At 69.3% G+C, this 21,919-nt stretch carries 18 protein-coding genes, 1 tRNA gene and 1 pseudogene; 9 read left to right on the forward strand and 11 right to left on the reverse strand.

Annotated elements, in window-relative coordinates; all coding sequences use genetic code 11:
* Positions 1–285: 285 nt before the first annotated feature.
* Positions 286–1,227, reverse strand: coding sequence for a dihydrodipicolinate synthase family protein (locus MKK58_RS20560; protein ID WP_243914367.1), 942 nt, complete (start codon positions 1,225–1,227; stop codon positions 286–288).
* 235 nt (positions 1,228–1,462) lie between these two features.
* Here MKK58_RS20560 and MKK58_RS20565 point away from each other — a divergent pair, with 235 nt between their 5' ends.
* Entirely contained in the window at positions 1,463–2,275 is an 813-nt protein-coding gene (locus MKK58_RS20565) for a FadR/GntR family transcriptional regulator (RefSeq protein WP_243914369.1), read from the forward strand.
* 49 nt (positions 2,276–2,324) lie between these two features.
* Here MKK58_RS20565 and MKK58_RS20570 read toward each other — a convergent pair.
* From MKK58_RS20570 to MKK58_RS20615, 10 genes and pseudogenes are all read right to left on the reverse strand, one after another.
* Positions 2,325–2,723 (reverse strand): annotated as a pseudogene (locus tag MKK58_RS20570) (transposase); the annotation flags it as partial.
* Between the two features lie 222 nt (positions 2,724–2,945).
* Positions 2,946–3,022 (reverse strand) — tRNA-Arg (locus MKK58_RS20575).
* 114 nt (positions 3,023–3,136) lie between these two features.
* Positions 3,137–4,720 (reverse strand): c-type cytochrome, encoded by a 1,584-nt coding sequence (locus MKK58_RS20580; protein ID WP_243914371.1) that lies wholly within the window; start codon positions 4,718–4,720, stop codon positions 3,137–3,139.
* Positions 4,721–4,769: 49 nt separating this feature from the next.
* A complete protein-coding gene (locus MKK58_RS20585; protein WP_243914376.1) occupies positions 4,770–5,075 on the reverse strand; it encodes a hypothetical protein in 306 nt (101 codons plus the stop codon).
* 5 nt (positions 5,076–5,080) lie between these two features.
* Entirely contained in the window at positions 5,081–5,578 is a 498-nt protein-coding gene (locus MKK58_RS20590; RefSeq protein WP_243914377.1) for a TspO/MBR family protein, read from the reverse strand.
* Complete coding sequence (locus MKK58_RS20595) at positions 5,575–6,807, reverse strand: geranylgeranyl diphosphate reductase (RefSeq protein WP_243914378.1); 1,233 nt, start codon at positions 6,805–6,807, stop codon at positions 5,575–5,577. Before MKK58_RS20595 ends, MKK58_RS20590 begins: the two co-directional genes overlap by 4 nt.
* A 21-nt stretch (positions 6,808–6,828) precedes the next feature.
* A complete protein-coding gene (locus MKK58_RS20600) occupies positions 6,829–8,175 on the reverse strand; it encodes a BCD family MFS transporter (RefSeq protein WP_409565288.1) in 1,347 nt (448 codons plus the stop codon).
* Positions 8,175–9,056: a chlorophyll synthase ChlG gene (gene chlG, locus MKK58_RS20605; protein ID WP_243914382.1), complete on the reverse strand. Its 882-nt coding sequence runs from the start codon at positions 9,054–9,056 to the stop codon at positions 8,175–8,177. The genes MKK58_RS20600 and chlG overlap by 1 nt, the downstream gene beginning before the upstream one ends.
* A gap of 104 nt (positions 9,057–9,160) precedes the next feature.
* Positions 9,161–10,609: a transcriptional regulator PpsR gene (gene ppsR, locus MKK58_RS20610; RefSeq protein ID WP_243914383.1), complete on the reverse strand. Its 1,449-nt coding sequence runs from the start codon at positions 10,607–10,609 to the stop codon at positions 9,161–9,163.
* A gap of 73 nt (positions 10,610–10,682) precedes the next feature.
* Positions 10,683–11,147, reverse strand: a complete 465-nt coding sequence (locus MKK58_RS20615) for a B12-binding domain-containing protein (RefSeq protein ID WP_243914384.1) — start codon at positions 11,145–11,147, stop codon at positions 10,683–10,685.
* A 54-nt stretch (positions 11,148–11,201) separates the two neighbouring features.
* On the opposite strand from MKK58_RS20615, the gene MKK58_RS20620 reads away from it, so the two are divergent.
* The 8 genes from MKK58_RS20620 to MKK58_RS20655 all read left to right on the forward strand — a co-directional run bounded on the left by MKK58_RS20620 (position 11,202) and on the right by MKK58_RS20655 (position 21,908).
* A complete protein-coding gene (locus MKK58_RS20620) occupies positions 11,202–11,687 on the forward strand; it encodes a hypothetical protein (RefSeq protein ID WP_243914385.1) in 486 nt (161 codons plus the stop codon).
* 188 nt (positions 11,688–11,875) lie between these two features.
* Positions 11,876–12,379, forward strand: a complete 504-nt coding sequence (bchF, locus tag MKK58_RS20625) for a 2-vinyl bacteriochlorophyllide hydratase (protein ID WP_243914386.1) — start codon at positions 11,876–11,878, stop codon at positions 12,377–12,379.
* Positions 12,376–13,653, forward strand: a complete 1,278-nt coding sequence (locus MKK58_RS20630) for a ferredoxin:protochlorophyllide reductase (ATP-dependent) subunit N (RefSeq protein WP_243914387.1) — start codon at positions 12,376–12,378, stop codon at positions 13,651–13,653. Before bchF ends, MKK58_RS20630 begins: the two co-directional genes overlap by 4 nt.
* A 4-nt stretch (positions 13,654–13,657) precedes the next feature.
* Entirely contained in the window at positions 13,658–15,202 is a 1,545-nt protein-coding gene (gene bchB / locus MKK58_RS20635; protein WP_243914388.1) for a ferredoxin:protochlorophyllide reductase (ATP-dependent) subunit B, read from the forward strand.
* Positions 15,177–18,887, forward strand: coding sequence for a magnesium chelatase subunit H (locus tag MKK58_RS20640; RefSeq protein WP_243914390.1), 3,711 nt, complete (start codon positions 15,177–15,179; stop codon positions 18,885–18,887). Before bchB ends, MKK58_RS20640 begins: the two co-directional genes overlap by 26 nt.
* A complete protein-coding gene (gene bchL, locus MKK58_RS20645; RefSeq protein ID WP_238277080.1) occupies positions 18,884–19,777 on the forward strand; it encodes a ferredoxin:protochlorophyllide reductase (ATP-dependent) iron-sulfur ATP-binding protein in 894 nt (297 codons plus the stop codon). The genes MKK58_RS20640 and bchL overlap by 4 nt, the downstream gene beginning before the upstream one ends.
* A 14-nt stretch (positions 19,778–19,791) precedes the next feature.
* Positions 19,792–20,493, forward strand: a complete 702-nt coding sequence (gene bchM / locus MKK58_RS20650; RefSeq protein ID WP_243914392.1) for a magnesium protoporphyrin IX methyltransferase — start codon at positions 19,792–19,794, stop codon at positions 20,491–20,493.
* The gene (locus tag MKK58_RS20655) at positions 20,490–21,908 is read left to right on the forward strand and encodes an MFS transporter (protein ID WP_243914394.1); all 1,419 of its coding nucleotides are present in this window, start codon (positions 20,490–20,492) and stop codon (positions 21,906–21,908) included. The genes bchM and MKK58_RS20655 overlap by 4 nt, the downstream gene beginning before the upstream one ends.
* The last annotated feature ends 11 nt before the right edge of the window (positions 21,909–21,919 follow it).

Below are 21,919 nucleotides of genomic sequence, written 5' to 3' on the forward strand. Positions count from 1 at the left end.
GGCGGGATCGATCGCCGGCGATCGCGGCAAGCGCTGACTGGGTGGCGGCGTCGAGGAGCACGCAGACGGTCTGAGCCATTGCCCAGACTCGCATGCATCGCCCGCCTCGTGAATCCTCTGACCGCGTCAGTGCACTAGCCAAGTCGCGGTGCCGGCGGCGCCCAGAAGCGCGAGAAGATCACGACGATCGATCCGATGGGTCATAGGGCTCTCCTGCGATGTCGAAACGGACGGGATGCGCGCGCGGAGTGTGCCGGACGCACGGTGTTCGGGCCCTGGATGGGATCAGGCAGTGAGTAGACCGCAGCGGTCGAGATCCGCCCTGAGGCGGCCGCGCTCGGACTCGGTCAGGGGGGTCAGGGGGGCACGGACCGAGCCGCCCGCCATGCCGATCAGGTCGCACCAGACCTTCACGGCGGCGCCAGGCATGTGGCCCCGCCGCAGCGGGTCCATGACCCAGGCGTTGAAGACGGCGCGGATGTCGGAGAGACGCGCGGCCATAGCTTCGGCCTCCTCGGTCCGGCCACCGGCCAGATGAGCGATGTAGTCCGCGATCGGTCGCGCCGCACCGACTTGGTAGAGATAAGGTTCCGGATCGGCAAACAGCACGCGTTGCCCGAAGTCGCGATAATTGCCGAGGAAATTCTCCTCCAGCGGATCGGATACCGCGACGCCCCTTCGTGCGACGTTGCGCAGGGCATTGTTCTCCGCCGCCGACGCGGTGGTCTTTAGAAGCGTCAGATTGGGCAGGGTGGAGATGCGCGCGAAGGCGGCGGGATCGAGGGCACTGCCGGCCGCCGTCGCGGCGTTGAAGAGCACCACCGGCATCTCCAGGCGAGGACAGACATACTCGAAATAGGCAACCTGCTGGAGGGAGGAGCGGGGCCCTGAGGTCGGGACCATGAGGACGGCACTGTCGGCGCCGACCGACTTGGCGTGCGCCCCGAATTCCAGCGTCTCCGGGATCGAGGTCGCCGTCACGACGACGGAAACCTTGAGCCGCCCCGAGGCCTCGTCGAGGATCGTCTCGAGAACGTGCCGACGCTCCGCGACCGTGAGCGCCCAGACCTCGCCGATCAGGCCGTTACAGAAGACCCCAGCCAAGCCGAGCTCGATGTAGCGACGGACATTGGATCGAATCCCGTCGTCGTCGACGGCGCCGGTCTTCGTGAACGGCGTATGGATCGCAGCCCAAACCGGAACGCCCTCGGAGGAAACATCAACCATCGGTGCACCTGGATGACCTGAGCCGAAAACGGTTCGCCCGTTTCAATGACCGAATCGTCATTCCTCATATTTATCATGATAAATATGAGGAGCAAATCGATTTCGGCGGCACGATGCCTATGTTCTCGGCAGGCCCATGGACTGGCGCTGTTGCCACGCAGCCCCGGAACCTTCAGCTAGGCCGCGTGAGCGGGTGGCCCCGAACGATACGATCTGCAGGCGCGAAAGACGTTCGATGAGTGAGAAAGCAGACCTTCAGCCCGGCGGACGACGCGTACGGACGCAGAAGCGGGCCGACATGGTCGCCGAAGATATCAAACTGCTGATGACGCAGAAGAACCTGAGTGTCGGCGACCGATTGCCGACGGAGCGCGAACTGCAGGACCATTTCATCGTCAGCAAAGGCACGATCCGCGAGGCGCTCAAGTCCCTTGAAGTCCAAGGTCTGGTCCGGATCAGTACCGGGCCGCGCGGCGGCGCGACGCTCGTCGAGGTCCCCCTGAACCGAACGGTGCAGTTCGTGCAGAACTACCTGTTCTTCAAGGACATCGACATGAGCGGCATTTACGCCTCGCGTCGTCTTCTGGAACCGGAACTAGCGGCTGGTGCCGTCCCTTACCTGACGGACGAGCATTTTCGAATGCTGGCCCAGAATATTGAGATGTGCAGCTCTCATTCCGAGGGGATCGACACGATCGTCAGCCAGAGGCAGACCGATCTGGATTTTCACGACATCCTTGCGTCCGCAAACCCGAACGCATTTCTTCGGTTTAACTGCGAGTTCATCAACGCACTCCTGCGAAAGCTCGTCGTCTACAGCACGGATACCCCGCACGAAGAGCACGCCCGGTTCGGATGCGCGAACGTTCGCTGTCATGCGGGCATTCTGGAGGCGGCGCGGCTCGGCGATGCCGAGCTCGTTCGCAAGCGCATGCGTGCGCACATGGATGAAGCCTTCGAGTTCGTCCAGCATCTGAAAGGACGGCTCGATGGCCGCCTGCTCCTGGACTCCGATATGGCCCCCGTGAGGGAAAAACCGCGCTGGTGAAACTCTTCCGCGATCGAATACCAACCCTCGTTGATCAGCACCGATGCGCCTATTGGCGCAGTCCGATGGACATGATGCGCCAAAGCTGGGCGATGCGCTTGTTCCAGGCCTCGCAGCACGGGTCGAGGATGTCGGCATAGGATTGGAAGATCCGGTTGCCGAGCCAGTTCTCACGCATGAACTGCCAGAGGTTCTCGACTTGCCAGAGGTTCTCGACCGGGTTGAGTTCGGGTGAGCGACCCGGAACAGGCACCAAGGCGATGTCGCCTGGAACGAGCCGCCTCTTCGTGGTGTGCCAGCCGGCCCGATCGAGCAGGAGCACGGCGTGGACGCCGGGCGCGACGGTTGCGGAGATCTCTTCGAGGTGTTGGGCCATGGCCGAGGTGGTGCAACGGGCATGACCACGGGGAGGCGTCATGGGGTGCGAGAGGCCGACCGTCCCGGGCCGACCTCCTATGCCCTATGCCGGAATGGTGCCCGTCGCGGCGGTGGCCGGCAAGGACGGGTCTGTGCGCAAAACGCACATACGAGGCTGACGGAGCCATCGCGGCGCGGGCACGAGCCAGTTCCAAGCCCTCGGGGCGAGGTCCTGGCGAACCATGATCTCGTCCTCCGGTCGTCCTTGATCACGCGCCAGGCGCTCAGGGAAAACCGAAGTCCTTGAAAAGGCTGGCGACCCCGGTTGGGCTCGAACCAACGACCTGCCGCTTAGAAGGCGGCTGCTCTATCCAGCTGAGCTACGGAGTCATGCGGCAGAAGCCATTTAGCAGCCCGGTTTCCGGGTGTCATCAGGAGTCTCCGGCCCGCGGCGCCGCCCTGCCTTCCCGTGCAGGCCGACGCCGCCGACAGGACCCGGCCCCGTCAAGGCGTCGGCACCGCGCCGCCGTCCTTGGAGGCCCGAACCTCCGGGTTCTTCATCTGGCTGTAGACAATGCTGGAGAAGCTTCCGATCACCGCGTGCCAGGCGAGCTTCTCGTAGGCCGGATCGTTGCGACCCGCCTGACAGAACGCCGTGGTCAGGCCGTTGACGATGTCGTCGCCCTTGGCGCCTGGCACCGCTGCCTTGATCGGGGGCAGCAGGGTGTTGATGACGGGGATGAAGTCTTCCTGGGCCAAGCCCTTGAGCTTCTGCGAGGCGCCGGATTCGGCGATCGCCTTCGCGATCTCGGGCTGCGCGATCTCGGCGCAGGGCGCGGATCCGGCCAGCATCGTCTCCGTCGCCTTGCGTGCGGTCGCCACGATGCCGCGCTCGCCGATCACCGGGGCGGCATTGCCCCAGGCGTTGCGCACGTAATCGGTGACGTCGGCGACCTCCTGGTCGGTCATGCCGGCGCCGATGGCGGGCATCGGCGCGTAGCCGTTCTGAGCCGCGAGGCCGCCCAGGATGACCCGAATCACCGTCTCGGGTCCCTTGGCCTGGACCGAGGTGTTGCCGGCGAGCGCGGGAATCGCGCCCTCCACGCCCCTGCCGTCCGGCTTGTGGCAGGAGGAACAGTAGCTCAGGTAGGTCGCGGCCCCCGGGGCGCCGGCGGCGTTGAAGGCCTGAAGGTCCTTGGACTTGTAGCTCTCCTTGGCCTTCTGCGTGCGCAGGTAGGCGACCATCGCCTTGAGATCGGCGTCGGTCATCTTGGAGAGGGATTCTTCGATGGTCTGGCGCATCGGACCGGCGGCCACCCCCGGCAGGTTACCGGGCGCCGCGCCGGTCTTGAGGTAGGTCACCACCTGATCGTCGCTCCAGGCGCCGATGCCGGTGTGATCGTCGGGGGTGATGTTGGGCGCGTACCAACCGTCGATGACGCCGCCGCCGAGCTTGCCGGCCAGACCGCTGTTGCCCACGATCTTGTTGGCGTTGTGACACATGCCGCAATGGCCGAGTCCCTCGACGAGGTAGCCCCCGCGATTGACCTCGGCGCTGGCCTGCGGATCGGGCTGGAACTCGCCCGCCGTGAAGAAGGCCGTGCGCCAGGTGATGAGCGCGGTGCGGATGTTGAACGGGAAGGGGATCTCGGAATCCTTGCGCGGCTCGTGTACCGCCGGCAAGGATTTCAGGTAGGCGAAGATCGCATCGGAATCCGCCCGCGTGACCTTGGTGTACCAAGCGAACGGGAAGGCCGGGTAGAGATAGGACCCGTCCTTGGTGATGCCCTCGTGGAAAGCGCGGTAGAAATCGTCGGCGCTCCAGTTGCCGAGGCCGGTTTCCTTGTCCGGCGTCAGGTTGGGGGTGCGGATCTTGCCGATCGGCGTATTCAGCACGTAATTGCCCGCGAAGGGCTTACCGCCCGGCGCCGTGTGGCAGGCCACGCAATCGCCGGCCGTGGCCAGATACTCGCCGCGCTTGATCAGGTCCGCATCCTGTGACGCGACGGTTTGGGCCGAGGCGGCCCCGACCCCGAAGCCGAACGTGAGCGCGGCTCCCAGGCGGAGAGCGGTGCGGCGATTCCTCATGGCGTCTCTCCGTGCTTCGGGTCTGGTGGCGTGAGCTCTGTGCGGAACGTCAGGCGTGCGGATCGAGTCGGACGGGCGTCGCTCCTGGATGTGGGCGGCCGCCGAGGCGCAGGACCATCTCGCCACCATGGGCCAGCCCCGACAGGGCGAGGCACCCGGCGATCGCGGTCCAGTGCGCACCGGTGAGCGCTCCGCGCAGGGCGAGCATCAGCGCGGCCCCCGAGGCGAGGTTGCACAGATAGGGAGGCAGGGCCGTCTCGCGTCGCCGGAGGATCAGGGACAGAACCACGGCCTCGATTGCGACGAGGACCAGGATCGCGTCGATGATGCGTCCGCCGGCGAACAGCGATTCCATCGGGGTCAGGCGCTCCGGAAGGGCCCGTTGAGCCGGACGATCGCCCTGTTGAGACACGCGGCGATCCCGACCCAAACGAGATAGGGCAGCAGCAAGGTGGCGGCGAGACCGGAAACCCGTGCCGTGACGAGGATCAGCGCCGCGATCGAGACCCAGAGGAACACAACTTCGAGAAGTGCCCAGTCCGGCCGGCGCATGCGGAAGAACAATCCGCTCCACGCGATATTGAAAACCGCGTTGATCCCGTAGATCACGACGAGGACCGTGCGGGAGGCCAGACCCGAATCGGCGTTCCAGGCCATCACGCCCGAGATCGCCGTCAAGGTGAAGATCGTCGTCCAGACCGGGCCGAAGGCCCAGTCCGGCGGCTTCCAGGAGGGGCGCCGCAGGGCGTGATACCAGGGCCCGGTCGTCGTCAGGAGGCCGCCGGCCAGGGCCACCATCACGGCGACTCCAGCCGCGACCACGGGCGGACCCCAGTCGCCCATCAGCGCGGCGTTCACGGCGAGACCCAGCGGAACAGGTGGGCGAGATCCTTGAAGAAGATCCGTGCGTGCGCCACCGGCTTCGCCCGAACCAGTTCCTTGTTCATGTAGGAATCCCAGGTCAGCTGCTGCACGTCGCGGTCGCGGCAGATCGAGACGAAGCGCTCACGCAGGCCGTCGTTGCGATACCAGACGCCCTGCATGATCCGCAGGATCAGGAAGACGCGGCCGTGCAGGCGCATAAAGCGCCGCCGCGCCTCGGCGAGGGCCTTCGCCCGCCCGGTGACGAGGAAGGTTTCGGCCGCCTCGGCCGCGAGGCGCCCGCCGAGCATCGCGTAGTAGATGCCCTCGCCGGAGGCGGGGGCGACGATGCCGGCCGCATCCCCGGTCAGGAGGACGTCGCGGCCGTTGTCCCAGCGCTTCAGCGGCTTGAGGGGGAGGGGGGCGCCCTCGCGGCGAACGGTCTCACCGGCCTCCAGGCCCGTGGCGGCTCGCAGGTCCCGGATGGCGCCGCGCAGGGAGAAGCCCTTGCGGGCGCTGCCGGTGCCGATGCTCACGGTATCGCCGTGCGGGAAGACCCAGGCGTAGAAATCCGGCGAGAGCTTCCCCTGGTAATAGACATCGCAGCGGGTCGCCTCGACATCGTGGTCGCCGGTCTCGGGCAACTTGACGATCTCGTGATACGCGAAGACCTGCCGCATCGTGGCGTGACCGGGAATCTCGGCCCGGCCGACCGAGGAACTCGCGCCGTCCGCCCCGATGACGAGGCGGGCGCGGGCGGCCCTCGGAAAGCCGTCCTCCAGATAGTGCACCGTGGCGCCGTCCCCGTCGCGCTCGATGTGGCGGAAGCTCGCCGCCCGCAGGACCGCCCCGGCCTCCGCCGCGCGAGCACGCAGCCAGGGGTCGAAATCGGCGCGGTCCACCATGCCGACGAAGCCGTCGCCGATGGGCATGTCCACGCGCTTGTCCTTCGGGGAAACCATGCGGGCGGAGCGGATGCGCGCCACGAGGAGATGATCGGGAATCGCGAAGTCGCGGATCAGGCGCGGCGGGATCGCGCCGCCGCAGGGCTTGATCCGGCCGGGCTTGTCGAGGAGGAGGACGCGCCGCCCACCGCGGGCGAGGTCGGTGGCCGCCGTAGCGCCGGCCGGACCGCCGCCCACCACTACGACATCGTAGGTTTCCGGCCCGGTCCCGTTCACGGGCGCATCGGTTCGAACGGCCGGGCTCTCGAGACCTCTCGACATGACGTCACCTCGCTCGTGGAATCATCGGGCGGACAGGGGAGTCCCGAAGGCAGAGACGGCGCGCCGGGCGCGCGGAACTTGCGTGGCGGGCGCGTGGGCGATCCGTAGCGCCAGGGCGGCGGCGGCCACGAACAACACGGCCTCGACCGCGAAGACGCCCGCATAGGCATCGACGGCGCGGGGCGTGACGAGGCGGGCCAGATCGACCGCGACGGTCCCGAGGAAGCCGCCGGCTCCGAAGGCGAGTCCCTGGGCCGCGCCCCACACGCCCATGCGGGTGCCGCGCTCGGCCTCGCCGCCGGCCCCCGCCAGCGCCATCATCGAGCCGATGGCCGCCACCGCGAAGATGCCGTTGAACAGGCCGAGGGCGAAGACCGGGACGCGCAAGGGGAAGTCCGCGCCGATCAGGCCGCCGCCCGCGATGCCGAGGAGCGCCGCGCCGGAGCCGAGGCAGCCCAGCGTCGTCCACAGCTTGAGGGATCCGAGGACCGCGCCGCCGATGCCCATGGTCAGCCCCGCCACGGTCAGCATGCCGGCCAGGACGCCCCCGTGCTGGAGACCGGCGAGCTTGGTGGTGACGCCCGGCGACATCGCGAAGACGAGGCCCGCGAAGGGTTCGAGGATGAGCTCCTGCGCGCTGTAGGCCAGCATCGCCACGAAGATGAAGATTGTGAACCGACGCGAATCGGGCTCGGCCCAGACCCGGGCCAGCACCTCCCCGAAGGGGGGCTTGGGCGCCGCGTCCTCGCTCCGGTCGGGTGCGCCGCGCGCCGGCTCGATCCCCCGCACCGCGAGGAGCGCCACCGCGAGGGCGAGGAGCGAGACCGTGCCGGAGACCGCGACCAGCCGGGCGCCGGAGAACGGATCGAGGAAATGGCCGGCGATGGGCGCCGTGATGGCGAAGCCCGCGATCATCATCACCCAGACGATCGTGGCCGCCGCCCCGCGCCGGCGTGGCTCCACGCCTGTGGCGAGGAGCACGAGGAGCGAGGTGCCGGCGGCCCCCGCGCCCATGCCCACCGTGAGGAACGACAGGACAGCCAGGGCGAGGCCGGCGGCCTGATGCGTCTCGGTGAGCGCTGTGGCCACCGCCGCGCCGAAGCCGCCCAGCGCCAGGGCCGCCATGCCGCCGACGATCCAGGGCGTGCGCCGCCCCGTCCTGTCCGAGCCGTAGCCCCAGCGCGGGCGCAGCACCTGCACCGCGTAGTGCAGGGCGACGAGGCCACCGGGCACGATGGCCGGCAGAGCAAGCTCCACCACCATCACCCGGTTGATGGTCGAGGTCATCAGGACCACGACAGCGCCGAGCGCCGTCTGCACGAGGCCGAGGCGGACGATGGCGGCCCAGCCGAAGGGAAGCGTCGCCATCATGGGCCTCCCACCAGGGGCCGCAGGGCGAAGGCCGCCACCAGCATGCCGAGGACGTAGAGCGTGGTGCCGGTGCCGTTGTACCAGGCGGCGCGTCCGCGCGGCTCGGCGAGGAGCCGGCGCATCAGCACGAACTGCCCGAGGAGCAGCGCGCCGATGAGCGCGCCGTGCCAGGGGCGCTGCCAGGCGAACAAGGCCAGGATGACGGCGACCTGGGGCAGAGCCATGACGAGGCAGGCGAGGCGCGCGGCGCCGAGCGTGCCCAGCTGTACGGGCAAGGACCGGATACCGGTGCGCGTGTCGCCCTCCACCGACTTGAAGTCGTTAAGGGTCATGATGCCGTGGGCGCCGACGGAGTAGAGCAGCGCCACCAGGAGGACGCGCCCGTCCGGCACCGCCGCGGCCATCACGGCGGCGCCGGTGAACCAGGGCAGGCCCTCGTAGCAGAGGGCGACCGCCGAGTTGCCCCACCAGCCGTTCCGCTTCAGCCGCAGGGGCGGCGCGCTGTAGATCCAGGCCAGCACCAGGCCGAACAGGGCCGCGCCCAGGATCCACGGTCCGAGGGCCGCTGCGACGATGAGGGAGAGCCCGGTCCAGCCCGCGGCGACGTAGAGACCCCAGCGGCCCGGCATCCGCCCCGAGGGGATCGGCCGGTGCGGCTCGTTGATGGCGTCGACGTGGCGGTCGTACCAGTCGTTGACCGCCTGCGAGGTCGCGCAGACCAGGGGACCCGCGAGGATCACCCCGGCGGCGATCACTGGCCATTGCCCCGTGGGCGAGGCGCCGGAGGAGACCACTCCGCAGGTGAAGGCCCACATCGGCGCGAACCAAGTGATCGGCTTCAGGAGCTCGACGAGGGCGCTGGGTGCGGGCGTTGCCATGAAGCCGACGCTAAATTAACGCCGCGAAGTGTCAAGTTTGATTTACATCAGCACCGTCTGAGCATCCTCCCGGAACCGCCATTGGGGTCTGAGGGGCGCCCGCGTCAGGCCAGGTCGTCGGTGAGGTCGGGCGCATCGAGATCGCCGATGCCGTAGCGGCGCATCTTGGCGTAGAGCCCCTGACGGCTGAGGCCGAGCATTTCCGCCGCCGAGGCGCGGTTGTCGCGGGTGATGCGGAGCGCCGCCTCGATGCAGAGGCGCTCGATCAGGTCGGTCGATTCGCGCACGAGGGTCTTCATCGAGACGCGGCCGACGAGTTCGGTCATCTGCTCGACGGAGCGCGGCAGGTCCCGTCCGCCCGTAGGCACAGCGGCCCGGCGCGGCGCTGCCCGGAAGGTGAAGCCGAGGTAGGCCTGCCCCGAGCCGCCCGCCGACACGGCGGCGACCTCGACCTCTTCGAGCGTTCCATAGGTTCCCCGGATATGGGTGGGGAAGTGCCGGACCGAGCCGTGCTGCGCCAGGGTGGTGAACAGGGCGGTTGCCTCGGTCTCCTCACGGCCGAGCCACTGGTCGAGGCGCTGACCCCGGACCTGCTCCTCGGTGGCGAGCTGGACCAGATCGAGGAAGGCCGGATTGGCGGTGAGGATGCGCCGACCCGGATCGGTGACGACGAAGCCTTCGGGCAGGCTCCGAATCACGTCGAGGGCGCCGGTTCGGATCGGCCCCGTATCCGCCTCCTGCACTTCGGCGGAGGCGAGGCGCAGGAGCACGCTCGTGGAATTGTCTTGCCGGAACAGGGAGGCGGCGACCCGCACCGCTCCGCGCCCGTGACCCAGGCGGGCTTCCAGGTCGGTGGCCTGACCGGTGACGCGCAGGCCCGCGAAGAGCGATTCGAGGTCGCGCAGGCTGCTGGCGTCGAACAACTCCACCGCATCCTGCCCGACGATGCGCTTGTCCGCGCGGCCGATCAGGCGCGCGGCGGCCGGATTGGCCTCGGTGACGCGGCGGGTGCCCGCATCCACCACCAGAACGGGTTCCGAGCCGAGCTGGAACAGCAGGCGGTAGCGGGTCTCGGCGCCGCGCATGCGCAGGTAATCGCGCTCGAGGGCCTGCTGCGTCTCGGTCAGGGTCCGCTGCAGGGAGGCCATGGCGCGTAGGTTGCGCCCGAGCACCAGGATCTGCCCATCCTTGGCCAGCCGCATGGCGGCGTACCGCACTGGCAGGTCGGTGCCGGTGGGCGAGACATGGTTGACCTGGCGCCACCGCGTGACGGCGTTGGGAGCGGCGTCTTTGAGGAGGGCGGCGATCTTCGGCCGGCTCTCCACCGTGACCGTATCGATCCAGGGGCGGCCGAGCCAAGTCTCGCAGCCCTCGCCCGCGAGGTCCGAATTGCCGAAGGTCGCGTCCCGGATCACGCCCTCGCCGTCGATGACCAGGGAAAGATCCGTCGCGGCGGCAACCAGCAGCCCGACCGCCTGCGCGTCGAGAGGGCCGAGAGACTTTTGAAGGGCCGCAAGCGCTTGGCTCGCGGCGGGAAGCGCCAAGCTGGCCACGGATCACCAGATCTTGAGTTGAGCGAGCAGGACAGTTCGGTCAGGCAGGCCGACTCGGGTAGGGGTTTGTCTTTCAGCAGGGTCTGGCCGGCAGATCAAGCAGGCTTTCGGCAAGGGCGGGCGCTTCTCGGGCATCGGCGGCGGTCGCATCGGCCCCTATTTCCCGGAAGAGATCAGGTCTCCCAGCGAAGGCCGCGCCGCCCACGATCACACGGATCGCGGGATTGCGCGAATGCCGCCGCAGCGCCGCGATGGTCTCCGCCACCTTCGGAAGCAGGACCTCGCTGGCGAGGGAGAGGCCCACCACGTCGAACCAGCTTTCCCGCGTCAGCACCTGAAGCTCGCCGTCCGGCCGGGAGCCGGGACACGAAACGTCCCATCCGGCGGCCACGAAGAAGCGTTCCACCACCGCGACACCAAAGCTGTGAGAATCTCCCGGACAGGGCAGCAGGAGGATGCTGCGTCCCTCTGAACCATCGCGCGGTTCGCAGCCGAAGCGCTGGGTGAGGTCGCGCATGACGCGGTGCAGGCGCCCCATGGCGCGCGTCACCTCCACGAAGTCGCAAATGTCTTCCTCCCAGAGGGTCCCGAGGTGCCGGGCCGTCGGGGCGAGCAGATCGAGGAGCAGGCTGTCGAGGGCGAGTCCGCCGCCAAGGAGTTCGGCGAGGCCATTCTCGAGGCCATCCTCGCCCGGCGCGAGCATCAGATCGGCGAAAGCCGCGATCTGCTCGGCGTCCGGAAGTATATTGCATTCCGATACAACCGGTTCCGCCCGATGGGCCAGCATCAGCCTCGGAATGATCTCCGCCTCGACGATGGAGGCGAGATCTTTCTGGAGGCTCAGCTTACGGCGGACATCGACCTGTTTCGACCCGACATGCATGTCAAAGAGTTCGCTGAGATCCCGGCCGGATATCTCGTAGTGCAAGCAATCACCGAATTGCCTCACATCATCCATTGGTCCCTCCCCAATGTCTCTGACGGCGTGACGATCGATTCGATCTTGCGTGTCGAATTCCGGATTTTATACGTTGCGCGCCTTACCGCCATCGGCGACCGGGGAAACTGCCGGACGTGATGCACGTACCGGACGCACGATACGCCGCGAGGCTGCTTTATCAATGCAAATTCTATAACTATTTTGCATCGAAGATGTAAATTCGTTTTGACGTAAAGCCAGCTTGACACTCCTGTGAGGGGTTCCTAACCTCCTGTTCAACGAGACCGACCGACCCAGTCGAACGGTCTCCAGAAAGGGGGCACAGCATGATCCGGAGACCGGACAAGGCCAGACGTCCCCTCTACGACGCCGACCAGCGCGCCCGCCGCGACGCCACCCGCTGGACCCTGGTCCAGGGCATCCTGGCCCCGCTTCAGTTCCTCGTGTTCGCCGTCAGCCTCGGCCTCGTCCTGCGCACCCTCTCCACGGGGGAGGGCGCCTTCGCCGCCAACCTCTCCGTCGTCGTGAAGACCCTGGTCCTCTACGCGATCATGGTCACCGGCTCGATCTGGGAAAAGGCCGTATTCGGGCGCTACCTCTTCGCGCCGGCCTTCTACTGGGAGGACATGGTCAGCATGCTGGTGCTGGCCCTGCACACCGCCTATCTGGCGGCGCTCGCCACCGGCGCCCTCGACACAGCCGGCCTGATGGTTCTGGCGCTGGCGGCCTACGCCGCCTACGCCGTGAACGCCGCGCAGTTCGTGCTGAAGCTCCGGGCCGCCCGGCTCGAGGCCATGCCGGCCCGACTCGTCGCGGAGGCCGCGCGATGAACGCCCACGCGCCGCTCCCCAGCCTTCAGACCGGCTGCGACATCCGCCAGGAGCGGGGCCAGCGGGCCGTGTTCTGCGGATTGACCGGCATCGTCTGGCTGCACCGCAAGATCCAGGACGCGTTCTTCCTGGTGGTCGGCTCGCGCACCTGCGCTCACCTCATCCAATCCGCCGCCGGGGTGATGATTTTCGCCGAGCCGCGCTTCGCCACCGCGATCCTCGACGAGCGGGATCTCGCCGGCCTCGTCGACGCCAACGAGGAACTCGACCGGGTGGTGCGCCGCCTGATCGAGCGCCGACCCGACATCCGGCTGCTGTTCCTCGTCGGCTCCTGCCCCTCGGAGGTGATCAAGCTCGATCTGCCGCGGGCGGCCCAGCGGCTGTCGCGCAGCTTCCATCCCGACGTGCGGGTGCTGAGCTATTCCGGCAGCGGCATCGAGACGACGTTCACGCAAGGGGAGGATGCCTGCCTCGCCGCCCTCGTGCCCGAGATGCCGGCGGCGGCAGCCGCCGCCGCGCCCTCGCTTCTCGTAGTCGGCGCGCTCGCCGACGTGGTCGAGGACCAGTTCGCCCGGATCTTCGCGGATCTCGGCATTGCCGACGTGGCGTTCCTGCCCGCGCGCCGGGCCGGGGACCTGCCGGCGCTCGGTGTCGGTACCCGCTATCTCCTCGCCCAGCCCTTCCTCGCCGATACCGCGCGCGTCCTGGAGACTCGGGGGGCCACGCGGATCGCCGCCCCGTTCCCCCTCGGCGCCGAGGGCACTACGGCGTGGTTGAAGGCCGCCGCGGAGACCTTCGGCGTCTCGGCGGAGCGTTTCGAGCGCGTCACGGCTCCGGGCCGGGCGCGCGCCGCCGTGGCCCTCGACCTCTATCGCGAGCGGCTGACGGGCAAGCGCGTGTTCTTCTTTCCCGATTCGCAGCTCGAACTACCGCTCGCCCGCTTCCTGTCGCGGGAGATGGGCGCCGAGCTCATCGAGGTCGGCACGCCCTACCTGCACCGCCAGCACCACGCGCCGGAACTGGCGCTGCTGCGCGCCGGCACGCGGGTGGTGGAGGGCCAGAACCTCGACGTCCAGATGGATCGCTGCCGGGCGGCCAAGCCCGACTTGACGGTGTGCGGCCTCGGCCTCGCCAACCCGCTGGAGGCCGAGGGCCTCGCCACCAAGTGGTCGATCGAGCTGCTGTTCACGCCCATCCAGGGCTACGACCAGGCCGGAGACCTCGCCGAACTCTTCGCGCGCCCGCTCAAGCGCCGCGCCCGGCTGGAGGTCTGAGCCGATGCAACTCACGCTCTGGACCTACGAGGGCCCCCCTCATATCGGCGCCATGCGAATCGCCACCGCCATGAAGGGCCTGCACTACGTGCTGCACGCCCCTCAGGGCGACACCTACGCCGACCTGCTCTTCACCATGATCGAGCGGCGCGACGCCCGCCCACCTGTGACCTACACCACCTTCCAGGCCCGCGATCTCGGCGCCGACACCGCCGCGATCTTCCAGGATGCCGTGGCACAAGCCTACGAGCGCTTCCGCCCGGACGCGATGATCGTTGGCGCCTCCTGCACCGCCGAGCTGATCCAGGACGATCCGGGTGGCCTCGCCCGCGCCCTCGACCTGCCGATCCCGGTGATCCCCCTCGAACTCCCGGCCTACCAGAAGAAGGAGAACTGGGGCGCCTCGGAGACCTTCTACCGCCTCGTCCGGGCCCTGGCCGCCGGTAACGCCACGCCGCGCGCGGATCGCCGCCCGCTCTGCAACGTCCTCGGCCCCACGGCGCTGGGCTTCCGCCACCGCGACGATCTCGCGGAGATCACCAAGATCCTCGGGGCGCTCGGCATCGACGTGAACGTGATCGCGCCGCTGGGCGCGACGCCGGCCGATCTCGGACGCCTCGGCGCGGCGGATTTCAACGTGATCCTCTATCCCGAGATCGCGCGGGCCGCCGGCCTGCACCTGCAGAAGACCTTCGGGCAGCCCATGATCGAGACCGTGCCGATCGGTGTCCAGGCCACCATCCGGTTCGTCGAAGAGGTCGCGGCCATCGCGGGCGTCGATCCCGCGCCCGTCCTCGCCGGCGCCCCCTCGCGCCTGCCCTGGTACTCGCGCTCGGTCGATTCGACCTACCTGACCGACAAGCGGGTTTTCATCTTCGGCGACGCCACCCACGCGCTGGCCGCCGCCCGGGTCGCGACCACCGAACTCGGCTTCAAGGTGGTGGGTCTCGGCACCTACACCCGCGAATTCGCCCGCGAGGTCCGGGCCGAAGCCGCGCTCCACGGCATCGAGGCCACGATCACCGACGATTATCTCGACGTCGAGGCGGCCATCCAGGCGGCGCAGCCGGAACTCGTGCTCGGCACCCAGATGGAGCGCCACATCGCCAAGCGCCTCGGGCTGCCCTGCGCGGTGATCTCGGCGCCGATCCACGTGCAGGACTTCCCCGCCCGCCACTCGCCGCAGATGGGATTCGAGGGTGCAAACGTCCTGTTCGACACCTGGGTCCACCCCCTGATGATGGGCCTCGAAGAACACCTTCTCGGGATGTTCCGCGAGGATGCCGAGTTCCACGGCGCGGCCGCGCCCTCGCACCTGCCCCGGCACGGCGTCGAGGCGCCGGTCGCCGTCGAGGCTGCCCCCGTACCTGCGTCGATCGACCCGATCCTCCTGACCTGGGCGACCGACGCCGAGAAGGAACTGAAGAAGATCCCGTTCTTCGTGCGGGGAAAAGCCCGCGCGAACACCGAGCGCTTCGCACGGGAACGTGCCCTGCCGCTCATCACTGTCGAGACATTGTACGATGCCAAAGCGCATTTCGGACGCTGAGCGCCCGGCGCTCCGGGTCGTCCTCGTGACGATGGACAACCATGTGGCGAGCGCCCTGGAGCGCGCTCGCCAGAGGCTCGCCCACGACCTGCCCGGCCTCGTCCTCGACTTCCACGCGGCCGCCGCCTGGGACACGGACCCGTCCGCCCTGGAGGCCTGCCGGGCCGACATCGCGCGGGGCGACATCGTCATCTCCACCATGCTGTTCATGGACGAGCACGTCCGCGCCATCCTGCCGGCCCTGCTGGCGCGGCGCCCGCTTTGCGACGCGATGATCGGCTGCCTCTCGGCCAGCGAGGTGGTGAAGACCACCCGCCTCGGGCGCTTCGACATGGACGGCACCAAGCGGGGCGCCCTCGAATTCCTGAAGAAGCTGCGCGGCAAGCCCGGCGCACAGGGCAACGGCGCCCGCCAGATGGCGATGATCCGGAAGCTGCCCAAGATCCTGCGCTTCATCCCGGGCTCGGCTCAGGACGTGCGGGCTTACTTCCTCACCCTGCAATACTGGCTCTCGGGTTCGGACGAGAACATCGCCAACCTGGTGCGCTTTCTCGCCGGGCGCTACGCGGCCGGTCCGCGCGAGGGCTGGCGCCGGATCGCGGCCGCTCCGGCGCCGCTCAGCTACCCCGAGACCGGCCTCTACCATCCGCGCATGGCCGGCCGGATCGGCGAGGACGTCTCCAAGGTGCCCGCACCCGCCGGCCCCGTGAAGGGCCGCGTCGGCCTTCTCGTCATGCGCTCCTACGTGCTTGCCGGGAACACCGCCCATTACGACGGCGTCATCGCCGCCCTGGAGGCGCGCGGCCTCGCTGTGGTGCCGGCCTTCGCCAGTGGCCTCGACAACCGCCCGGCGGTGGATGCCTTCTTCCGCCGCGACGGCCGCCCCACCATCGATGCCCTGGTCTCGCTCACGGGCTTCTCCCTGGTGGGCGGCCCCGCCTACAACGATGCCGCTGGTGCTCAGGCGCTGCTCGCCGAACTCGACGTGCCCTACCTCGCCGCCCATGCCCTCGAGTTCCAGACCCTCGAGCAGTGGGAGGCGTCCGACCGGGGCCTCTCGCCGGTCGAGGCCACCATGATGGTGGCGATTCCCGAACTCGACGGCGCGACCGCTCCGATGGTGTTCGGTGGCCGCTCCAGCCGCTCGCTGGGCTCATCCGCCCGCGACATGGTCGTGCACCCCGAGCGGGCCGACATGCTCGCCGCGCGCATCGAGCGCCTCGTCGCCCTTCGGCGCAAGGCGCGGGCCGAGCGCCGGGTCGCAATCGTGCTGTTCGGCTTCCCGCCCAATGCCGGCAGCATCGGCACCGCCGCCTTCCTGTCGGTCTACCACTCGCTCCACAACACTCTCTCGGCGATGAAGGCTGAGGGCTACGTGGTCGATCTGCCCGAAAGCATCGACGCCCTGCGGGACGCCGTACTCGCCGGCAACGCGACCCGGTTCGGCACCCCCGCCAACGTCCATCACCGTATTCCCGCCGACGATCACGTCCGGCGTGAGCGGCATCTGGCCGAGATCGAGGCGCAGTGGGGTCCGGCGCCCGGGCGCCAGAACAGCAACGGGTCGCAGATCTTCGTGCTCGGCGCCCAGTTCGGCAACGTCTTCGTCGGCGTGCAGCCCGGCTTCGGCTACGAGGGCGACCCGATGCGCCTCCTGTTCGAGCGCGGTTTCGCCCCCACCCACGCCTTCTCGGCCTTCTACCGCTACCTGCGCGAGGATTTCCGCGCCGACGCGGTGCTGCATTTCGGCACCCACGGGGCGCTCGAATTCATGCCCGGCAAGCAGACCGGCCTGTCCGGCGCCTGCTGGCCCGAGCGCCTGATCGGGGCGCTCCCCCACGTCTACCTCTACGCGGCCAACAACCCCTCGGAGGGCCTGCTAGCCAAGCGCCGGTCCGCCGCGACCCTGGTGAGCTACCTGACCCCGAGCCTGGCCCAGGCCGGCCTCTATCGCGGGCTGATCGACCTCAAGGCCTCGATCGAGCGCTGGCGCGCCCTGGAGCCCGAGGCGGTGGCCGAGCGCCGGGATCTGGCCGAGCTGATCCAGGCGCAAGGAGCCGGCCTCGATCTCGTGGCCGCGGAGCCCATCTGGACCGCCGACCTCGCCGGCCACGTCCATCGCCTCGGCGCGGCCCTGCACGAGTTGGAGCACAGCCTGATCCCCCACGGCCTTCACGTGGTGGGCCAGGGGACACCGCCCGACCAGCGGGTCGACATCCTGCTGGCGCTGGCCGAAGCCACCCACGGCCTCGCCCCCGCCCGGGCCGGCCTCGACGCCCTCTTGGCCGGCGCGACCCTCGATGCGGCCCTGGCGTTGAGCGAACTCGCCGCGACCGAACCGAACCGCGCCGCCCTCGCGCGCTTACGCGAGACGGACCGCCTGTTGTCACAGGATCACGAGATCCAGGGCCTGCTCCGGGCGCTGGACGGCCGCTTCATCGCCCCCGTTGCGGGCGGCGACCTCCTGCGCAACCCCGATATCCTGCCCACGGGCCGCAACCTGCACGGCTTCGACCCCTACCGGATCCCGTCCGCCTTCGCGCTCGCCGACGGCACCCGCCAAGCCGCGCGCCTGCTCGCCCGCTATCGCGACGAGGGCGCGGCGCTGCCCGAGAGCATCGCCCTCGTGCTCTGGGGCACCGACAACCTGAAGAGCGAGGGCGGCCCCATCGCCCAGGCGCTCGCACTCATCGGCGCGGCTCCGCGCTTCGACGGCTACGGCCGCCTGAGCGGCGCCACCCTGATCCCGCTGGAGACCCTCGGGCGCCCTCGCATCGACGTGGTCGTCACCCTCTCGGGGATCTTCCGCGATCTCCTGCCCCTGCAGACCCGGCTCCTGGCGGAGGCCTCCTACCTCGCCGCAACTGCCGACGAGCCGGTGGCGTGGAACTTCGTCCGCAAGCACGCCCTGGCGCTCCAGGCCGAGCACGGCATCGACCTCGAGACCGCAGCACTCCGGGTCTTCTCGAACGCGGAGGGCACCTATGGCGCCAACGTCAACCAGCTCGTCGAATCCGGCCGCTGGGAGGATGCCGACGAGATCTCCGAGACCTTCGCGCGGCGCAAGTCCTTCGCCTACGGTCGCACCGGCGTGGCGAGCCCCCAGCGTGCCCTGATGGGGGCGGTGCTCGCCACCGTCGATCTGGCCTACCAGAACCTCGACTCCGTCGAGGTCGGCGTGACCTCGGTGGACCATTACTTCGACGGCCTCGGCGGCATGGGCCGCGCCGTCGCCAAGGCCCGCGGCGAGGCCGTGCCGATCTTCATCAGCGACCAGACCCGCGGCGAGGGCGTGGTGCGCTCGCTCACCGAGCAGGTCAGCCTCGAGACCCGCACCCGGATGCTCAACCCGAAATGGACCGAGGGCATGCTCGGCCACGGCTACGAGGGCGTGCGCCAGATCGAGGCGCACCTGACCAACACCCTCGGCTGGTCGGCCACCACCAACGGCGTCGCCCCTTGGGTCTACCAACGCATCACCGAGACCTACGTCCTCGACCCCGCCATGCGCGAGCGCATGGCGGCCCTCAACCCGACCGCTTCGGCCAAGGTGGCACACCGGCTGATCGAGGCGCACCAGCGCGGCTTCTGGACCCCCGACGCGGAGACGCGCGACGCGCTCGACCGCGCCGAGGAGGAACTGGAAGACCGCGTCGAAGGCATCACCGCAGGGGTCGCCGCATGAACATCGCCATCCGCAATCCGGTCGCCGCGCGCCGGCCCGAGGGAAGTGTTCAGGTCGAACTCGACCCGAACCTGAAGATCGGCACCGCCAAGGTCTTCGCCGTCTACGGCAAGGGCGGCATCGGCAAGTCGACGACCTCGTCGAACCTGTCGGTCGCCTTCTCCAAGCTCGGCAAGCGCGTGCTGCAGATCGGCTGCGATCCGAAGCACGATTCGACCTTCACGCTGACGAAGCGCCTCGCCCCGACCGTGATCGATGCCCTGGAGGCCGTGCAGTTCCACTCCGAGGAACTGCGCGTCGAGGACTTCGTGGCCGAGGGCTACAACGGCGTGATGTGCGTCGAGGCCGGCGGCCCCCCCGCCGGCACCGGCTGCGGCGGCTACGTCGTCGGTCAGACGGTCAAGCTCCTGAAGGAGCACCATCTCCTCGAGGACACCGACGTGGTGATCTTCGACGTGCTAGGCGACGTGGTCTGCGGCGGCTTCGCCTCGCCCCTCCAGCACGCGGACCAGGCCCTGATCGTCACCGCCAACGACTTCGACTCGATCTTCGCCATGAACCGGATCGTGGCGGCGATCCACGCCAAGGCGAAGAACTATCCGGTGCGTCTCGGCGGGGTCATCGCCAACCGCTCGGCCAAGACCGACGAGATCGACCGCTTCAACGCGGCGACCGGCCTGGAGCGGATCGCCCACTTCCCCGACCTCGACGTGGTCCGACGCTCGCGCCTGAAGAAAGCGACGCTGTTCGAGATGGAGGAGACGCCCGAACTCCTCGCCGTCACCACCGAGTACATGCGGCTCGCGGCTCATCTCTGGGCCGGGGGCAAGCCGCTGAACGCGATCCCCATGAAGGACCGCGACCTGTTCGAATTCCTCGGCTTCGATTGAGCGGGCGCCCCACCATGACCTCGCACAGCTACGCCGCTCGCCGCTCGCAGCTCACCACCTACTTCGACCGCACCGCCGTCGAGGCCTGGGCCCGTCTGACCTCGGACGCGCCGGTCTCGAAGATCCGCGCCACGGTGCGGGCCGGGCGCGACGCCATGCGGGCCAATCTCCTGTCCTGGCTGCCCGCCGACCTCACGGGCAAGCGCCTGCTCGATGCCGGCTGCGGCACCGGGGCGCTCAGCCTGGAAGCGGCGCGACGCGGCGCCGAGGTCGTCGCCATCGACGTCTCGCCGACGCTCATCGACCTCGCGCAGGAGCGCACGATCCTGTCCGGCCCGGGGCGCATCGATTTCCGGGTCGGCGACATGCTCGATTCCGGTCTCGGCCGCTTCGACTACGTCGTGTCGATGGATTCGCTGATCCACTACGCCACGCCGGACATCGTTCAGGCCCTGGCGACGCTCGCGGATCGCACCGACGCCGCGATCCTGTTCACCGTGGCCCCGCGCACGCCGCTCCTGACCCTGATGCACATGGCCGGACGCGTCTTCCCGCGCGGCGACCGGGCACCCGCCATCGTTCCGGTGGGCGAGGCGGACCTGCGCCGGCGGGTCGCGGCCGAGCCGGCCCTGTCGGGCGTCCGGATCGAACGGGCGCACCGGGTGAACAGCGGGTTCTACCTCTCGCAGGCCTTCGAACTCCGGCGGGCCTCATGACCCGCCTCGGCGCCTCCATGGCCCGGGCCCTCCAACGTGTCGGCCCCGGCATGCTGCCCTTCGCCGACGCGGCGACGGTCGAGCTGCCGATGGGGCGCCTGCTGCGGCTCGCCCTGTTCCAGGTCACTGTCGGAATGGCGGCCGTGCTGCTCATCGGCACCCTGAACCGGGTGATGATCGTCGAACTGGCGGTGCCGGCGTGGATCGTCGCCGTGATGCTGTCCCTGCCGCTGATCTTCGCGCCGTTCCGCGCGCTGGTCGGCTTCCGCTCGGACACGCACCGCTCGGTGCTGGGCTGGCGCCGGGTGCCCTACATCTGGTTCGGCACGCTGCTGCAGTTCGGCGGGCTCGCCATCATGCCCTTCGCCCTGCTGATCCTGTCGGGCGACACCACCGGCCCGGCCTGGCCCGGCCACGTGGCGGCCGCGCTCGCCTTCGTGATGGTGGGTGCGGGCCTCCACACCACCCAGACCGTGGGCCTGGCGCTCGCCACCGACCTCGCCCCCGCCCATGCCCGGCCCCGCGTCGTCGCGCTCCTCTGCGCCATGCTGCTCGTCGGCATGGTGGTCAGCGCCGTCGTCTTCGGACTGCTGCTGGCCGACTTCTCGGCCCTGCGCCTGATCAAGGTGATCCAAGGCGCGGCCCTCGTCACCGTCGTGCTCAACGGCATCGCCCTGTGGAAGCAGGAGCCGCGTTCGCCCAGCCGCACGGCCCGCAACCTGCCCCGTCAGTCCTTCTCCGAATCCTGGGCGCTCTACGCCGGCAAGGGGCGGGCGCGCCGCCGCCTCGTCGCCACCGGGCTCGGCACCGCCGCCTTCTCGATGCAGGACATCCTGCTGGAGCCCTATGGCGGACAGATCCTGCACCTGCCGGTGGCCGCCACGACGGCCCTGACCGCGCTGCTGGCGGCGGGCGGCGGCATCGGCCTGCTGGTGGCCGCGCGCTGGCTCGACCGGGGTGGCGACGCCTTTCGGGTCGCGGCCTCCGGGGCGGTCGTGGGTATCGCGGCCTTCTCGGCGGTGGTCTTCGCCGCGCCGCTGGATTCCGCCCGGCTGTTCGCGGTCGGCGTCGCCCTGATCGGCCTCGGCGGCGGTCTGTTCGCCCACGGCACGCTGACGGCCTCCATGGCCAAGGCCGGGCCGGAGGATACGGGCCTCGCCCTCGGGGCCTGGGGCGCCGTTCAGGCGAGTGCCGCCGGCCTCGCCATCGCGGCGAGCGGCATCCTCCGGGATCTCGGCGCGCATCTCGCCGAATCCGGACATCTCGGCGAGGCGCTGAACCTGCCCTCCACCGGATACCTCATCGTCTACCACATCGAGATCGCGCTGCTGTTCGCGACGCTGCTGGCCATCGGCCCGCTCGTGCGCGCCGAGAGCCGCACGCATCTGCCTCGATCCCTGCCCCGCTCAGCCTGAAGGAGACCGGC

The organism is Methylobacterium sp. J-078, from assembly GCF_022829285.1.
GTDB lineage: Bacteria > Pseudomonadota > Alphaproteobacteria > Rhizobiales > Beijerinckiaceae > Methylobacterium.

Coding starts and splice junctions, on each gene's coding strand:
- MKK58_RS20560 (WP_243914367.1), bottom strand. CDS start 1,227: ATGGTTGATGTTTCCTCCGAGGGCGTTCCGGTTTGGGCTGCGATCCAT.
- MKK58_RS20565 (WP_243914369.1), top strand. CDS start 1,463: ATGAGTGAGAAAGCAGACCTTCAGCCCGGCGGACGACGCGTACGGACG.
- MKK58_RS20580 (WP_243914371.1), bottom strand. CDS start 4,720: ATGAGGAATCGCCGCACCGCTCTCCGCCTGGGAGCCGCGCTCACGTTC.
- MKK58_RS20585 (WP_243914376.1), bottom strand. CDS start 5,075: ATGGAATCGCTGTTCGCCGGCGGACGCATCATCGACGCGATCCTGGTC.
- MKK58_RS20595 (WP_243914378.1), bottom strand. CDS start 6,807: ATGTCGAGAGGTCTCGAGAGCCCGGCCGTTCGAACCGATGCGCCCGTG.
- MKK58_RS20600 (WP_409565288.1), bottom strand. CDS start 8,175: ATGGCGACGCTTCCCTTCGGCTGGGCCGCCATCGTCCGCCTCGGCCTC.
- chlG (WP_243914382.1), bottom strand. CDS start 9,056: ATGGCAACGCCCGCACCCAGCGCCCTCGTCGAGCTCCTGAAGCCGATC.
- MKK58_RS20615 (WP_243914384.1), bottom strand. CDS start 11,147: ATGGGGCGCCTGCACCGCGTCATGCGCGACCTCACCCAGCGCTTCGGC.
- bchF (WP_243914386.1), top strand. CDS start 11,876: ATGATCCGGAGACCGGACAAGGCCAGACGTCCCCTCTACGACGCCGAC.
- MKK58_RS20630 (WP_243914387.1), top strand. CDS start 12,376: ATGAACGCCCACGCGCCGCTCCCCAGCCTTCAGACCGGCTGCGACATC.
- bchB (WP_243914388.1), top strand. CDS start 13,658: ATGCAACTCACGCTCTGGACCTACGAGGGCCCCCCTCATATCGGCGCC.
- MKK58_RS20640 (WP_243914390.1), top strand. CDS start 15,177: ATGCCAAAGCGCATTTCGGACGCTGAGCGCCCGGCGCTCCGGGTCGTC.
- bchL (WP_238277080.1), top strand. CDS start 18,884: ATGAACATCGCCATCCGCAATCCGGTCGCCGCGCGCCGGCCCGAGGGA.
- bchM (WP_243914392.1), top strand. CDS start 19,792: ATGACCTCGCACAGCTACGCCGCTCGCCGCTCGCAGCTCACCACCTAC.
- MKK58_RS20655 (WP_243914394.1), top strand. CDS start 20,490: ATGACCCGCCTCGGCGCCTCCATGGCCCGGGCCCTCCAACGTGTCGGC.